Origin of the sequence: Okeania sp. SIO2F5 (assembly GCF_010692685.1) — a bacterium.
GTDB classification, from domain to species: Bacteria; Cyanobacteriota; Cyanobacteriia; order Cyanobacteriales; family Microcoleaceae; genus Okeania; species Okeania hirsuta.
In genome coordinates this window covers 185,407-202,345 of the sequence record NZ_JAAHGU010000010.1, presented here as the reverse complement: position 1 = coordinate 202,345, position 16,939 = coordinate 185,407, and the positions used below count along the sequence as shown (strand labels likewise).

At 38.3% G+C, this 16,939-nt stretch carries 9 protein-coding genes; 7 read left to right on the top strand and 2 right to left on the bottom strand.

All coding sequences use genetic code 11. The features are described from left to right. Nucleotides 1-343 precede the first annotated feature (343 nt). The 6 genes from bchH (at nucleotide 344) to F6K27_RS07235 (ending at nucleotide 12,096) form a co-directional block, all read left to right on the top strand. Nucleotides 344-4,330: a magnesium chelatase subunit H gene (gene bchH / locus F6K27_RS07260; RefSeq protein WP_287273003.1), complete on the top strand. Its 3,987-nt coding sequence runs from the start codon at nucleotides 344-346 to the stop codon at nucleotides 4,328-4,330. Nucleotides 4,331-4,421: 91 nt separating this feature from the next. Beyond that, a complete protein-coding gene (locus F6K27_RS07255) occupies nucleotides 4,422-5,060 on the top strand; it encodes a transposase (RefSeq protein ID WP_338043236.1) in 639 nt (212 codons plus the stop codon). 487 nt (nucleotides 5,061-5,547) lie between these two features. After that, a complete protein-coding gene (locus tag F6K27_RS07250) occupies nucleotides 5,548-5,784 on the top strand; it encodes a hypothetical protein (RefSeq protein ID WP_124146625.1) in 237 nt (78 codons plus the stop codon). 431 nt (nucleotides 5,785-6,215) lie between these two features. After that, a complete protein-coding gene (locus tag F6K27_RS07245; RefSeq protein WP_287273002.1) occupies nucleotides 6,216-8,426 on the top strand; it encodes a peptidase domain-containing ABC transporter in 2,211 nt (736 codons plus the stop codon). Nucleotides 8,427-8,712: 286 nt separating this feature from the next. Continuing rightward, a complete protein-coding gene (locus F6K27_RS07240; protein WP_353735949.1) occupies nucleotides 8,713-9,036 on the top strand; it encodes a tetratricopeptide repeat protein in 324 nt (107 codons plus the stop codon). A gap of 582 nt (nucleotides 9,037-9,618) precedes the next feature. After that, complete coding sequence (locus F6K27_RS07235; RefSeq protein WP_124146628.1) at nucleotides 9,619-12,096, top strand: ATP-dependent Clp protease ATP-binding subunit; 2,478 nt, start codon at nucleotides 9,619-9,621, stop codon at nucleotides 12,094-12,096. A 139-nt stretch (nucleotides 12,097-12,235) separates the two neighbouring features. Here the strand turns inward: F6K27_RS07235 and F6K27_RS07230 are convergent, their stop codons facing one another. Further along, nucleotides 12,236-14,023 carry an EF-hand domain-containing protein gene (locus F6K27_RS07230; protein WP_287300856.1) on the bottom strand — a complete coding sequence of 596 codons (1,788 nt, stop codon included), beginning with the start codon at nucleotides 14,021-14,023 and terminating at the stop codon, nucleotides 12,236-12,238. 1,383 nt (nucleotides 14,024-15,406) lie between these two features. Further along, nucleotides 15,407-16,231 carry a squalene/phytoene synthase family protein gene (locus F6K27_RS07225; RefSeq protein WP_124146630.1) on the bottom strand — a complete coding sequence of 275 codons (825 nt, stop codon included), beginning with the start codon at nucleotides 16,229-16,231 and terminating at the stop codon, nucleotides 15,407-15,409. A 189-nt stretch (nucleotides 16,232-16,420) separates the two neighbouring features. Here F6K27_RS07225 and F6K27_RS07220 point away from each other — a divergent pair, with 189 nt between their 5' ends. Next, nucleotides 16,421-16,648: a hypothetical protein gene (locus F6K27_RS07220; protein WP_287300855.1), complete on the top strand. Its 228-nt coding sequence runs from the start codon at nucleotides 16,421-16,423 to the stop codon at nucleotides 16,646-16,648. Nucleotides 16,649-16,939 lie beyond the last annotated feature (291 nt).

The window sequence follows — 16,939 nt, the reverse complement described above, 5'->3', positions numbered from 1 at the left end:
CGTTCCGCTGTCGCGAACGACCGCTTGTTTCTCCTTTAAAGGAGAGGATTTTTACCTTAATTATTCGGTAAATTCAGGATCGCTTCAATAGAACATTTTTATTAGACTTGTCGCTTAATAGAGGAAAAAAGCCGTCAGGCCATATGGCCATTCGCCCCTACAATTCTTTAATACTGAATAACATCGATGCTACAGGATTTGATATTACTATTAGCTAGGATTTAGTTAATATTTTAGGGATCGCTTCTACTAACTCTATACTTTACCTTATAAAGTGACAAGTCTAATAATTAGTCTTTTTTCGTTACCTTAATAGTATAGTAACTTTTATTAAAATTAGGCCATGAAACGCATTGTCTTAATCGCTGGTTTTGAATCTTTTAACGCAGGTTTATACCGTCAAGCAGCTCAACTGGCAACTTCCCAATGTCCAGATTTAGATATCCAAGTATTTAGCGATCGCGCTCTTTCCTCGGAACCGGAAACTGTCGCGACTGCTCTCGAAAATGCTGATGTGTTTTTCGGCAGTCTCCTTTTTGACTACGACCAAGTTTTATGGTTGCGCGAAAGAGTAGAACATATTCCTATTCGTCTCGTTTTTGAGTCAGCACTAGAATTGATGGCATTAACAAAATTGGGAAAATTTGTTATCGGTGACCAACCGAAAGGAATGCCAAAACCAGTCAAATTTATTCTCAGCAAATTTTCCAGTGGGAGAGAGGAAGATAAACTTGCCGGTTATATCAGTTTCCTGAAAACAGGTCCGAAGTTACTCAAGTTTGTACCAGTCAAAAAAGTGCAAGACCTCCGGAACTGGTTGATAATTTATGGTTATTGGAATGCGGGGGGTACAGAAAACGTTGCTGCTATGTGTTGGGTGTTGGCAGAAAAATATTTAGATTTAAAAGTCGGAGAAATCCCCCCACCATTGGAAACTCCCAATATGGGTTTACTGCATCCAGACTACCAGGGTTATTTTGAGTCTCCGCGAAAATATCTGGAATGGTATCGCCAACAAAAACAAACTTCTCCGACTCCAGTTGTTGGAATTTTGCTCTACCGCAAGCACGTCATTACTAAACAACCATACATTCCCCAACTTATCCGCAAATTTGAAGAAGCAGGTTTAACACCTCTACCCGTATTTATCAACGGTGTCGAAGGTCATGTTGCTGTCAGAGATTGGATGACAAGCGCTTTTGAAAGTCAGAAGTTAGAAGTCAGAAGTCAGAAGTTTGATAAAATTCAAAAGTCAAAAGTCAAAAGTCAAAAGTATGATGAAATTCAAAAGTATGATTCTCCTGAAACAGGACTTACGCAAATTAACCTTGAAAACCACAGATGTAGGGGCGAATGCCATTCGCCCTCACTAGATTTAAAGTCAAAAGGCAAAAATCAAAAGTATGATTCGGTTAAACCAATACTTTCCCTGTCTCCCGAAGCAGTGAAAGTTGATGCAGTCGTTTCAACTATTGGGTTTCCTTTGGTGGGGGGACCTGCGGGTTCCATGGAAGCAGGACGACAGGTAGAAGTTTCCCAACGCATCCTCACCGCCAAAAATGTACCCTATTTTGTTGCAGCACCCTTACTCATTCAAGATATCTATTCTTGGACGCGCCAAGGTGTGGGCGGTTTGCAAAGTGTGGTTTTATATGCGCTGCCAGAATTAGATGGAGCGATCGATCCTGTTCCCCTCGGTGGTTTAGTGGGAGAAGATATTTATTTGATTCCCGAACGAGTCAAACGCCTCACGAGTAGAGTCAAAAATTGGATAAAACTGCGTCAGACACCACCCGCAGAAAGAAAAATTGCTGTTATTCTTTATGGTTTTCCTCCCGGTTATGGCGCCACAGGTACAGCAGCATTATTGAATGTGCCGCGATCGCTCCTCAAATTCCTCCACGCTCTGAAAGAGGAAGGTTACAACGTTGGAGAAATTCCCGAAGATGGGGAAGAACTTATTCGTCAAATTAAAGAAGCAGACGAAATTTATTCTTCCTCGTCTTCTTCCTCCCCCCTTTCAAAGGGGGAAACGAGGGGGGAACGCAACCAAGTTAATCTTAAAAGTCTCGAAAAATGGTTAGGTTATCTATCAATAACTCGCATGGAAAAACAATGGGGAAATCTCACCCGGACAGGCATAAAAACCGATGGTGAAAATTTTCATATTGGCGGAATTCAATTAGGAAATATTTGGCTCGGCGTACAACCACCTCTAGGAATTTCCGGCGACCCAATGCGCCTAATGTTTGAAAGAAATTTAACCCCTCATCCCCAATATGCTGCTTTTTATAAATGGCTGCAAAATGAATTTCAAGCTGATGCAATTGTTCACTTTGGAATGCACGGAACTGTAGAATGGTTGCCCGGTTCGCCCTTGGGAAACACCGGCTATTCTTGGTCAGATATTCTGTTAGGAAATATGCCACATCTATATATATATGCTGCTAATAATCCTTCAGAATCTATGTTGGCAAAACGCCGTGGTTATGGAGTTTTAATTTCTCATAATATTCCGCCTTATAGTCGGGCAGGTTTGTATAAAGAATTGGTGAGTTTGCGAGAGTTAATTTATGAATATCGGGAAGACCCCCAGAAAAATTCGGGGTTGCGGGAATCGATTTTTAAGAAAATTTTTGATACTGGTTTAAATTCAGATTGTCCGTTTGAGTATGGCAAAAAATTAGGCATTGAATTTACTGCGGAAAATGTACGGATGTTTAGTGCAGATGTGGTTAATCCCTATTTTATCGAAATTTACGAATATTTGCAGGTTTTAGAACAAAGGTTATTTTCTTCTGGTTTGCATACTTTGGGAGAAGTGCCGAATGAGGAGGAATTAAAATCTTATTTAGAGGCTTATTTTGGAGAGAAAGACACGGATTTTGGGCACGGATATACCGATGATGGTGTTAAGAAAGATGCTAAAAATATGCGAGATTTGTTAATGCGAAATGCTGATAAACTAGACACGGATTTTGGGCACGGATATACCGATGATGGTGTTAAGAAAGATGCTGCAAATATTCGGGATTTGTTGATGCAAAATACTGATGAACTGACTAATCTTTTGCGTGGATTAAACGGAGAATATATTCCCGCTGCTCCAGGAGGAGATTTATTACGAGATGGCGTCGGAGTTTTGCCAACCGGGCGGAATATTCATGCTTTAGATCCCTATCGAATGCCTTCTCCTGCTGCTTATGAAAGAGGGCGAGAAATTGCTCGGAAAATTATTACTCAACATCTGGAAGAAAATAATAATTATCCCGAAACTGTAGCAGTAATGTTATGGGGTTTAGATGCCATTAAAACTCGCGGCGAATCAATCGGATTTTTATTAGAATTAGTAGGTGCTGAACCAGTAAAAGAAGGTACGGGTCGTATCGTTCGTTATGAATTAAAAAATTTAGCTGAAGTCGGTCATCCCCGCATCGATATCTTAGGAAATTTATCAGGAATTTTCCGGGATAGTTTTGTCAATATCATTGAATTATTAGACGATCTATTCCAACGAGCAGCAACCGCAGACGAACCCGTAGAACAAAATTTTATCCGCAAACACGCTTTAGCATTGCAAGCGCAGGGAGTAGAAAATATTTCAGCGCGGTTATTTTCTAATCCTGCTGGTGATTTTGGTTCCTTGGTAAATGACCGAGTTGTGGATAGTAACTGGGAGTCAGCGGATGAGTTAGGCGATACTTGGCAAGGGCGAAATGTCTTCAGTTACGGACGCAAAGATAAAGGAGAGGCACGCCCAGAAATTTTGCAGGAATTGTTGAAAGGTTGCGATCGCATCGTACAAGAAATTGATTCGGTGGAGTATGGTTTGACAGATATTCAGGAATATTATGCTAATACTGGTGGATTAAAATTAGCAGCAGAAAAACAACGGGGTAAAAAAGTAAGTGCGAGTTTCGTCGAAAGTTTCTCCAAAGATACCACCCCCCGAAAATTAGAAGACTTGTTGCGGATGGAATATCGCACAAAATTATTGAATCCAAAGTGGGCAGAAGCAATGGCAAATCAAGGTAGTGGAGGAGCTTACGAGATTTCCCAACGGATGACCGCCTTGATAGGTTGGGGCGGTACAGCTAATTTTGCTGATAATTGGGTTTATGACGGTGCTGCCGAGACTTATGCTTTGGATGCAGAGATGGCGCGTAAATTACGGGAGGCAAACCCGGAAGCATTTCGGAATATTATTGGGCGGATGTTGGAAGCGAACGGACGCGGTTTTTGGCAAACAGATGAAGAGAAGTTGCAGAAATTGCGGGAATTGTATGAAGTAGCGGATGAGGAAATTGAAGGTGTGAGTAGTAACAAGTAGGTTGGGTAGAACGGAGTGTTAGCGGAGCTTATCCGCAGTATCAACCCAACATAATAGGTTATAAAATAAGAAGTAGGTTGGGTAGAATGAAATGTTAACGGAGCTTATCCGTAAGATAAACCCAACACAAACCAAGATAATGTTGGGTTTCGTGACCTCAACCCAACCTACAAAACTACAAAACTTTATGGAATATCGTCGGGCAAAAACACCAGGGGCAACTTATTTTTTCACAGTAGTGACATACAACCGCCAGAAAATTTTGTGCGAACCTGAAAATATAGATTTACTACGAAAAGCTTTTCGATATGTTATGCAAAAACATCCATTTAAAATAGATGCTATTGTCATCTTGCCAGACCATATTCATTCTCTTTGGACATTACCTAAAAATGATGCAAATTTTTCGATTCGTTGGCGGTTAATTAAAAGTTATTTTAGTCGTCAATACCATTCTCAATATCAGGGAAAAATTTCAACATCTCGACAATATAAAGGAGAAAAAGCTGTTTGGCAACGCAGGTTTTGGGAGCATCAAATTCAAGGATATTTAGATTTTGCTAATCATATAGAATATATTCATTATAATCCAGTACATCATGGATTAGTAACTGCTCCGAAAAATTGGGAATATTCTAGTTTTCATCGTTATGTAAAAGCGGGAATTTATGACAAAATGTGGGGTTCTTCAGAAAGACTTACTTTTGACAGCAATATTGGTAGAGAATAAATTGTAGGTTGGGTTAAGCGGCAGCGCAACCCAACAAAAACCAAGATAATAAGATAACAAGCAAGTAGGTTAGGTAGAACGGAGTGAAATCCTACAAAAATCAAGATAATAAGATAACAAGTAGGTTGAGTACAAAAAAGTGAAATCCTACAAAAACACATTATGTTGGGTTTATCCTAACGGATAAGCTCCGCTAACGTTCCTCAACCCAACCTACTTCTATGGCTTAGTAATTGAATTTATTGATTCCAACATTGTTATCCAGAAAATTTACAAAATTTTATTTATTTTAATTTTAGGATTATTTTCTCACCTACAATAGCAAACAAACTGTAGTCCAACAAAAACTAATATACAGAAATTAAAAAAGTATCCTGAAGCTGCATTTCACTTCAAGAAGAATAGACTATACATCACAAGATAGTTAAATAAATGAACATAAATTTATACTAGCTTGTCGATCTAATTAACTCTGAGAAAAAAAATCATGCAAGACACTCAAAACAACGAACTATTTTCCGATATTTCCACTGAAGAATCTGCTACTATTAATGGTGGTTGTGGTTGTGATGGTTACGGTCGCGGTCGCTCTGTATATTATGGCTACGGTCGCCCTCGCTACTACAATGATGGATATGGATACAGTCGCTCTGTAAGCTATGGTTACCGTCGTAGTAGCTATGGCTATGGTTATGGTGGATATCGTGGTCGTGGCTGCTACTAAAAGCTATTTCATTAATTGATAATGGATAATTGATAATTGATAATTACCAACCAGAATTATTTAATTATTAATTATTCAGTAATGGTGAAATTATAACTTTAGATTGATATTTAATTAAATGAGGCATCCATAATTTTATGGGTGTTTTTTTCTGATTTACTCCCTAGTCAACAGAAGTAGTTATTTGGGGTGAAATAAATCATCAGTATAGTTATTTTGTAAGCATTTCCTGCGGAATGCTACGCAAACAGCTTTTTAATGAACTATGTGGTTTGATAGACTATTAAGGTTGACTAATGGACTTTTACCCATACTTTTAATTATTTGAAGTCTCTCAATTACTTTTTGCTCCCTTAAAACTAATAAAGCTGATAGCTAATAGCTGACCGCTGAATGCTTACGTTATTTTTAATTTAAAAATTCAAATTATTATGTTAGATATAGTACCAGTACCAATATTACCAAAAGCATCTAGCGATCGCGAAATAAATAATGTTAATAAATATCCGTTAATTCTACAGCAAAGTGAAGAAGATTGTGGGGCAGCTTGTTTGGCTTCTATTGCTAAATATCATGGTCGTAATTTAACAATAAATCGTATTAGAGAAACTATCGGTACTAATCAACAAGGAACTACATTATTAGGTTTAAAACAAGGTGCAGATAGTATTGGTTTTAATGCTAGGTCTGTCAAAGCAAATCCAGGAATTTTAGACCAAATTGAAAGTGCCCCTTTACCCGCAATTATTCATTGGCAAGGCTATCATTGGGTGGTTTTGTATGGCAAACAAGGAGATAAATATATTATTGCTGACCCCGCTCTTGGAGTTCGTTTTTTATCAAAAAAAGAATTAGCTGAAGCCTGGGGAGATTGGGTTTGTTTATTAGTAGAACCAGATGCAAAACGCTTCTTTTCTGAAGCTGATGAAAAAGTCAGTAATATTAGCAGATTGCTCAGACGAGTTTGGTATTATCGGCAAATTATTATTCAAGTTTTTCTGCTGAATATTGTCTTGGGTTTGCTTTCTATTGCTTCTCCTTTTTTGGTACAAATTCTGACTGATGATGTGCTAGTTAGGGGAGATTTTCAGTTACTTACCAGTGTGGTAATTGCTGTGATTGTGATGAATGTTTTTAGCAGTTGTTTGGAATTAGTTCAATCTAATATGATTGCTCATTTTGCCCAACGTTTGGAATTGGGGTTGGTGATGGAATTTGGGCGAAAAATTTTGAGTTTACCATTGAAGTATTATGAGACGAGACGCAGTGGTGAAATTGTTAGTAGGTTGACGGATATTAAAGAAATTAATCAGTTGGTTTCTCAAGTAATTGTCAGTTTGCCCAGTCAATTTTTTATTGCTTTGGTTTCTTTGACTGTGATGTGTATTTACAGTTTTTCCCTGAGTATAGTTGCTGTTTTTATGGCGGTAATTATGACTTTATCAACTATTGCTTTATTGCCGATATTGCAGCAAAAAACTAGAAGTTTATTTGCTTTGGAGGCAGAAAATCAGGGTGTCTTAGTAGAGACTTTCAAGGGAGCAATGACTCTGAAAACTACCTCCAGCTCTCCTCAATTTTGGGAGGAATTTCAAGGCAGGTTTGGTAAGTTGGCTAACTTGAGTTTTAGAACTACTCAAATTGGGATTGTGAATGATACTTTTTCAGGTTTAGTTAGTAATATTGCTAATATTTTTATATTATGGTTTGGCAGTAATTTAGTCATCGCCGAACAATTAAGTATTGGTCAATTATTGGCTTTTATTACTATGAATCAATATGTGTCAACTTTGGTTACTACTTTGGTAGGATTGATGGATGAATTGACCAGAGTTCAGACTGCTACGAAACGACTTTCTGAAGTAATTGATTATCCACCAGAAGTAGATAAAAATTATCAAAAACCCGATGCAAAAATTAGTCCGAAAGCCGATATTATTTGTTCCAATATTAGTTTTCACTACGCTGGTAGAATTGATTTATTAGAAAATTTTTCCGTGAAATTCCCTGGTGGTAAATCTATCGCTTTAATTGGTGAATCTGGTTGTGGTAAAAGTACCTTGGCAAAATTAATTGCTGGTTTGTATCCGGTGCAGTCTGGTAATATTCAGGTTGGGATTTATAATCTGCAAGATTTAGATATAGATTCTTTTAGAAAACAGGTAGTATTAGTTCCTCAAGATGCTCATTTTTGGAGTCGTTCGATTATTGAAAATTTTCAACTAGCAGTGCCTGGAGTAACTTTTGAACAAATCGTTAAAGCGTGTCAAATTTCTGGAGCAAATGAATTTATTAGTCGTTTACCTGATAAGTATCAAACAGTTTTAGGAGAATTTGGAGCAAATATTTCTGGCGGACAAAGGCAACGTTTGGCAATAGCAAGAGCTATGGTTAATGACCCTGCTGTATTAATTTTGGATGAATCAACTTCTGGTTTAGACCCTGTGAGTGAGGCGGAAGTTTTGGAGAATTTATTGTTGCATCGACGGGGTAAAACAACAATTTTTATTAGTCATAGACCAAAGGTAATTAGTCGGGCTGAATGGATTGTTTTATTGAATAATGGTAAGTTAGAGTTGCAAGGTTCTACCGCTTCTTTACGGGCAAAACATGGGAATCATTTAGATTTTTTTAATCCTTAAATTATCGAGTGGGAATAAGTTTGCTAATTCTATTTATTTGTTAAGTTTCAGTTGAGTATCTCGAATTTTATTGACAATTGCGTAAGGAGAAATAGTAATTTGATTTATTAACTATTAACCCCCAACAACCGATGCCTATTTATCGTACTTGTGGCAATAATTTAATTACTTTAAGTAAATTTGAGGAAGCATAAAGGGTATTTCAACAACTAAAAAAAATTATCCATAGTTACCAAAAGGTTATGAGGATTATGCCAGAGTTGCTCATAGTTGGGGAAATTGGAATTTGGCTTTGGTGCGTGGGCAAAATGCTATAGAAAAGTTTCCTGAAAATATCGTTTTCCAAGTTCAAAAAGGTAATATGTTGATAAATTTATCTCGGTTTGATGAGGCTGAGGCAGTTTTTAAAAGGTTAATAGAAAAGTTTCCAAATCAACCTCAAGGTTATGAGGGTTATGCGAGATTAACTCATAGTTTGGCAGATTGGAATTTGGCTTTGGTGCGTTGGCAAAATGCTATAGAAAAGTTTCCTGAAAATATTGGTTTTCAAGTTAAGCAAGGTAATGTGTTGATAGGAAATGCTGTCTGTTTTCAGGGATTTTTTGGTTAGTCTAATTATAAATTAACATAACTTTAAATTGCTAAAAATTTTCAGTATTTGTGCAAATTAAATATTTTAATTTTTCCAGTAAATAATCAATGATTATTATGTAGTTAAATTAATATTAAAAAATCAAAAATTCGTCTTTTGCGTAAGTCCTGTAGATAAAAATTTAGGGATGTTCCATGGAATGTCCCTATAACGGCTTGAGAAAAGGATAATATTATACGAGACTTCAAAGGATACAATTTTTCTGTGAACCAAGAATCCTAGTTTCAGGAGAATCTCTATACCTGCATACCTGAACGCCAGATATTATGTCAATGTGTGTCAACTTTTTTCCCAAGTGGTACTATTAAGAAAATATTTCAAAAAAAGACTAGCTACTTTTGGCCTCTTGATCCTCAGTTAATTTTCGGTTACGGCTCTCCTCACTAGGCACCCCTACTTTTACGACGCTAAATTAGTTACAGTAAACAAAAATTTACATTAGTTTCTATTTATGGCCTAATTGTGGTTTAAAACTAGGTAACAATTAAACTACAGGAGGGACATATCCCCTGTAACTATAATATGTAAGGAAAAGTAACCATGTTTGAACGCTTTACAGAACAATCAATCAAAGTGATCATGTTGGCCCAGGAAGAAGCCCGTCGCCTTGGACATAACTTTGTGGGCACAGAACAAATCCTCCTGGGTTTGATTAGTGAAGGTACAGGTATTGCGGCTAAAGTTCTCAAAGAATATGATGTAAATCTCAAAGATGCTCGGAACGAAGTCGAACAAATAATTGGCCGTGGGTCTGGGTTTACTCCGGCAGAAATTCCTTTTACTCCCAGGGTAAAACGGATGTTGGAAGTATCCTTAGAAGAAGCAAGAAAACTAGACCATAACTATATCGGTACAGAACATTTGCTACTGGCATTGCTCCAAGATTCTGAAGGAGTCGCGGCTAAAGTATTGGACAATTTGGGAGTTGATAGAAGCAAAATTCGGACTCAGATAATTCGCTCCCTTGGAGAAGTTGCTGCAGTTTCTCCTGGAAGCTCTAATTCTGGAAATAAGAAAGCTGTAACTCTAGAAGAATTTGGTACAGACCTGACGAAATTAGCAGCAGAGGGTAAAATCGACCCAGTCGTGGGCCGGGAAAAAGAAATTGAACGGATGATTCAAATTTTGGGCCGGAGGACAAAAAATAATCCTGTCCTTCTTGGCGAACCAGGGGTCGGAAAAACAGCGATCGCTGAGGGATTAGCTCAACGTATCGTTAACCAAGATGTTCCGGATCTTCTACAAAATAAACAGGTGGTGAGTCTAAATATCGGTTCCTTAATTGCTGGTACCAGGTTCCGAGGAGAATTTGAGGAACGACTGAAAAAGATTATGGATGAAGTCCGCTCTAATGGCAATATTATCCTAGTAATTGATGAAATTCATACTGTTGTGGGTGCTGGTGCCATAGAAGGTAGTATGGATGCTGCTAATATTCTCAAACCTGCTTTGGCCAGAGGCGAGGTACAATGTATTGGGGCAACTACTCTGGATGAATATCGCAAGCATATTGAACGGGATGCTGCTCTCGAACGTCGTTTCCAACCTGTGAAAGTGGGCGAACCTACTGTGGAGGAAACAATTGAAATTCTTTATGGGGTACGTTCTGCTTACGAACAACACCACAAGTTGATAATTTCTGATGAAGCTTTGACCGCAGCAGCTAAACTATCAGACCAATATATTAGCGATCGCTTCTTACCAGACAAAGCAATTGATTTGATAGACGAAGCAGGGTCTCGTGTTAGGGTCAAAAACTCTATGCTTTCACCAGAGTTGAAAGATATGAGGCGAGAAATCTCAAAAGTGACAAAAGATAAAGAAGAAGCTATTCGCGCACAAGACTTTGAGCAAGCTAGTCAATTGCGCGATCGCGAACTAGAAATTCAAGCACAAATTGAACAGAGCGATACCGATAAACAAGAAGAAACAGCCAAAGTTACTCCTGTGGTGACAGAAGACGATATTGCTCATATTGTGGCATCTTGGACTGGAGTACCTGTGAGTAAGTTGACAGAATCTGAATCTGAGAAACTACTACACATGGAAGACACTCTGCACCAACGTCTCATTGGTCAAGAAGATGCTGTTAAAGCAGTATCTCGTGCTTTGCGTCGTGCTCGTGTTGGTCTGAAGAACCCCAACCGACCCATTGCTAGTTTCATCTTCTCCGGTCCAACTGGTGTTGGTAAGACAGAACTAACAAAAGCCTTAGCTGCTTATTTCTTTGGTTCTGAGGAAGCCATGATTCGACTAGATATGTCAGAATACATGGAACGTCATACAGTTTCTAAATTAATTGGTTCACCTCCAGGATTTGTTGGTTATGACGAAGGTGGCCAACTTACAGAAGCAGTTCGTCGTCGCCCTTATACCGTGGTACTATTTGATGAGATTGAAAAAGCTCATCCAGATGTATTTAATCTCTTGTTGCAAGTCTTGGAGGATGGTCGTCTCACTGATGCTAAAGGACGGGTAGTCAGCTTTAAAAATACCTTAATCATTATGACTTCTAATATTGGTTCTAAGGTCATCGAGAAAGGTGGCGGTGGTTTAGGTTTTGAGTTTGCTGAGGATAAAGAAGAAGCTCAATATAACCGTATCCGCAATTTAGTCAATGAGGAACTCAAGCAGTATTTCCGCCCAGAATTTCTCAACCGACTGGATGAAATTATTGTCTTCCGTCAGTTGAATAAGGATGAGGTGAAAGAAATTGCAGAAATTATGCTGCGAGAAGTATTCAGTCGTTTGGGCGAACGAAATATGACTCTGACACTCAGTGACAGCTTTAAGGAGCGCTTGATTAAGGATGGATTTGATCCTAGTTATGGTGCCAGACCGCTGCGTCGCGCAATTATGCATTTGTTAGAGGATGCTTTGGCAGAAGCATTATTAGCTGGTCAAATTCAGAATGGTGAAAATGTTTATGTAGATTTAGATGAAAATGGAGAGGTAAAAGTTACATCTGCTGGAGCTGCTAAAGAGCAACTTCCAGAATTTGCTTACAGCAATAATTAATCTCAAGATAAGGTTCCGATCAACGTATAATTTCTGAGAACAAGGAGTTGGGTTATGCTAATGCTTAACCCAACATTTTTATTGACATAATTTTACAGCAGTTTCGGAAATTGATTTACACAATTAGATACTATTTGTCTCAGATTGTCTGAGATCTCAAGGATTTAAAGACTGCTTGAAACTCCTCGTAACTGATTAGATCATCACCACTTGTGTCTGCAGTTTTCATCATATTCTCAATTTGAACATCATTAATATGGGTATCGATACTACGAATATAAGTTTGTAACTCATCTAAACTTATATATCCTGACCTATCTGTATCAATATATTGGAAAACTCTGTAGAGTTGCTCTTCTTCTACAGAAATAATGTGTTCTACGAAACCAAGACTTTCAGCGATCGTCTTCCACAACTGATAGGAGTCAGTGTGTTTAAGAGCATCTGCTTCGTCATCTTTAGTAATGCTATATTCTTGGCGAAGTTCTTGAACTAGCTTGCGATCTTCTGGGGATAAACTTTTCAAAAGGTCTTCTAACACTTCATTGGATGTTTGCTCAGAGAATGCTTTCATCAAATCAGAAACCCAGTTTCGATCTGGGTGAGTTTTCCCAGAATGTAAGATAATTTCCAGAAGAGTTTCTCGATAGCTCTCCAACCGCAGAGAGTTTTCTCTATTGTGTGGCTTACGAGGATCGAATAGCTCGGGATATTCTTGGCCTATTTCCACTAAGATGGTATCGTGATCTTTATCAGAAATACCCAGTTCTTGCCGCATTTGCTTGAAGTTTTCCAGAGTATTAGCAGGGTCTACATAACCCTCATCAATGGCATCTCGCAGCATCGCTTTATAAGTTTGCAGACGTTTTTCTTGGGAAAAATCAGGCAGAACTTTAGCAAGAACATAGACTTCATCCGCATTAAGATCGTCAATAGATCGTCCATCCAAAAACTTCGCAGTATCTAAATTCAGCTTTTTGAGCTGCTTTTGCAATCGAGTGGCAAGACTTTCCCGTTGATAACGACTTGGAGTGCGCCGCCAAGTTCTATAAAGCCACAAACTACTAGATACCATTATAAAAACCGGGAAAAGACTAGGCAGAGGTGATGGTAACATCTTAACATAACCGCGCGCTGAAAAAATAAAGAAAAAATTAAAAATGAAAAACGTACACAACGTAAACATTTGATGTCGAATGACTCGGGAGTCAGTATGTTTGTGATGGCGCTTATGATAGGCTTTATAAAGATCTTCCAAGGCACAACCAATACCTATAGCACCAAAGATAAATAGACCAATAGTGACGGGTACTGCTAGTAATTTAGGAAAGTCTATAGGCTCACCTAATAAATAATACCCAGGTTTGAGTATATCTGCCAGTTGACTTTCTTCATGAGACCAGACTCCCGATATAAGATAATCCCAGTTCCCAGCATAAAGATAGTAATAAACAAAATACCCAACTGTAAGGCCAATATAGCCATAGTAGAGCCATTGCTGCTTATAGCTCTCGATCTCATCCCAATAGGCAGATTCAGCATCTATATCAATACACTTGGTTGTACAGGCAACACAAGCACTCAATTCTTTACCCTCTTGAGTTACTGTACGACACATAGATTGGGTAACGGGTTTGCGGTCGCCTTTGTGAGCCGTACTGTTGAATATTCCTCTTGGTTGTCCATAAATCTTTTGTACGGGAGCCATTGGGCAAATATACTGACACCAACTCTTACCTCCATAGAGAAAACCAACCGTTAGTGCTGCGATAATGGTAAAGGTTAGAAACAAGCCTAATGCCAAACGATTAGAGTTGACAAACACAATACGGGCACAGACTCCTACATATAAAAGACCAAATTGTAGGCAAAGATGATTCTGAGCTAGCCATGAATTTCTGGCAACTTTGACCAATTCCTTACGCACTTTCCCTGTTCCACTGACGCGCTTGCGTTTACGTTCCAATCCTAATGCACGAGGAATTTGCGAAATAAAGGAGAGAGGACAAATTCGGCGCCAAAATTCGTGTCCGAACACAAATAAAATCAGGACACCACAGGGCACGATCAGACCCCAAAAAAGAGGAGCTCCCATCGCATAGGGTATCTCTTCAATACATTTTCCTTGTAGCAGGACGCAGTTTTCTGGATTGATTTTGAACGGACTTAATGCATTGGAAGGTTCTGTTAGCTTACTGGATATTGGATCGTAGAATAGTGAAAAAATTAGTACACACCAACCCAAGGCAACTGCCATTCGTACTCGATGAATTTTGATTTCAGAAATGTTACTTAGCATCGCTAATTTTTTTTTCTCGAGATATTTTTTTGAGTTTTAGCAGTTAACTGAAGAGTACAAAGTTCTTCTAAAAATAGGTAGTCCTGTAGATGTAGTGATATTTATAAGTAAAATCCTTTCACAGTAAGGAGTAAAAATGCACAAATCACTACTTCTACACAACTACCTAAAAATATTACTTACAGCAGTTTCGGAGTTAGTAGAGATACAAAGTTTTATTACCTTAGTAAATAGAGAAGAGAGATTAGTCTTCAAGTATACCTCACCATCCGCGCAAAGTACTGTAATCTCAAGGCTGAAAGTGTTACTGAAAAAGGCTTGCAGCAAATAAACTTTCTATAATATGGTTTGTCACCTTGAGAGCGCCGAAAGCTTTAGCTAGTAATGATTTTTCCCAGAAGTTTGTACTCTCTAGCACTTAACTATTTTTTATAGATACTACTAAACTCCCATGGAAGTTGTATCCAAATTATCTAAGATCAATATTTAATTGGTTGGAATTGAGCAATCCTACCTTACAGACTAAAGACTACAAAGTTATTCTAAAAATATTACTTACAGGAGTTTCAGAGTTAGTTAGATACAAAGTTTTATTGCCTTAGAAATGAGAATTAAATAAGATCCACAGTTTTTGGCTAGGAGTATGGTACTCAAATGCTTCTGTGCAGGAAATTTGGAAGTTAATAAATCCTCATTCCTTAGTAAATAGGGAAGAGAGATTAGTCTTCAAGTATACCTCACCATCCGCGCAAAGTACTGTAATCTCAAAGCTGAAAGTGTTACTGAAAAGGGCTTGCAGCAAATAAACTTTCTATAATATATAATATGGTTTGTCACCTTGAGAGCGCCGAAAGCTTTAGCTAGTAATAATTTTTCCCAGAAGTTTGTACTGTCTAGCACTTAACTATATTTTTATAGATACTACTAAACTCTCATGGAATTTGTATCCAAATTATCTAATATCGATATTTAATTGGCTGGAATTGAGCAATCATAAGACACTCAAGAATATTAAGCAGAATTATTGCAACGATAAATTAATTCCATCACTTCCGAACGACTCAGCTTTTCTTGCCCCATAGTTAAAATATCCAGAGTAGCATGAGCAAGAGTCAGAGGAATTTGGCAAAAATTTCGAGCAGGTCCTGAAGGAAGAGAGTTAGTATAAGAATCAGCTAATAATAGATTACGTTGAGCATAAGCTTGCATATCCTTGGCAACCCAACCGTTAGGAAAAAAATCTACGCCCCTAACTAAATCTTCTGAATGGTTACGAAGAATATTTACTGCCTGTAGACCACGGCCAAATCCAATTGCCTGAGTACGATTAGTATTAGTATTATCATACCAACTCCATAAATCGGAAAGTAATAAACCTACTGCACCTGCCACACTAAAAGTGTAACGATCCAAATCTGATTCAGTGTGAATTGCCCAATTATTTTCAGCCCAATAAGCCATCCGGTCTGCCATTGCTGCTGTTACATCCCAGATCCTGGGTGCTATTGTATCTGAAGCCAGTATTGCCCATTCTCCTACTCTTTTTGTTACTTCTGGTAGGTTAGTCATATTCAAGTCTAACTTTGCGGAAAAGTTCGGGAAACTTGAATGGTTAACTCCTTCTTGTAAAAGTAAACTAATCTTTCGCAACAATTTTGCCTTCGTGAAGCTATCTAAATCTGGATGATCCTCAATTTCATCAATGGCACGCATACAAAGATAGGCCGATGTAACTGCCTCTTTTAGCCCAGATGGTAATTGACTAATAGGAATATAGAAAGTACGACTTGTTTCTTTTAATATATATAAGGCATCTTTATCTTCAGGTCTGTTCATCTATTTCACTCCTCACGGCTATTTTTGGTTTATAACAGAAGAAGGAAGTAACAAGCAAGAAGCAAGAAGGAAAAATCTTGCGTTATCTGAGTTTTAAGCTTTTAATATGTCCTAATCTTTGCTTAGAATGCTATACAGCGCTTTTCAGGTTGATGACCTCACGTCATAAACAAAAACCTGTAGGGGCGAATGGCCATTTATGACGCAAATCTCCGCTTTAGCAGAACAATCTTGGGACAATTTTTCCGAATACCTCCTAATTATTCTTATGTTTGCTTCTCCCCCACTCCCCTATTTCCCCTCCTGGGAGGGGTTAGGGGTGGGTCCCCTACTCAACAAAATGTAGAAAAGTTTTTGAGAAATGGTATTATTTCTGAGGAGTCAGTAAGTCCAGTAGGGTGCGTTAATGAAATGTAACGCACCATCTAGATTTTAATTTTCGGTGTGTGACGCTGATGATTTCACATTTGGATAGTTTATCATTTTCTTTGTGGGTTTAATACCCAACCGTCTACAGGGTGTTCACGCATTACTTGGGGGAGCGAATCCCCATGTAATTTTCCTCCTGTCTCCTGTCTCCTGTCTCCTGTCTCCTTCTTCAACAAAGTTTTGGCAGGAAATTTGAGATTATTTTGCTAGCAAAACTTCCGACTCAGGCGCAACCTGGTGGCACTTCGTTCCGACTTCTTGCCACAACCTGGGGGGTCG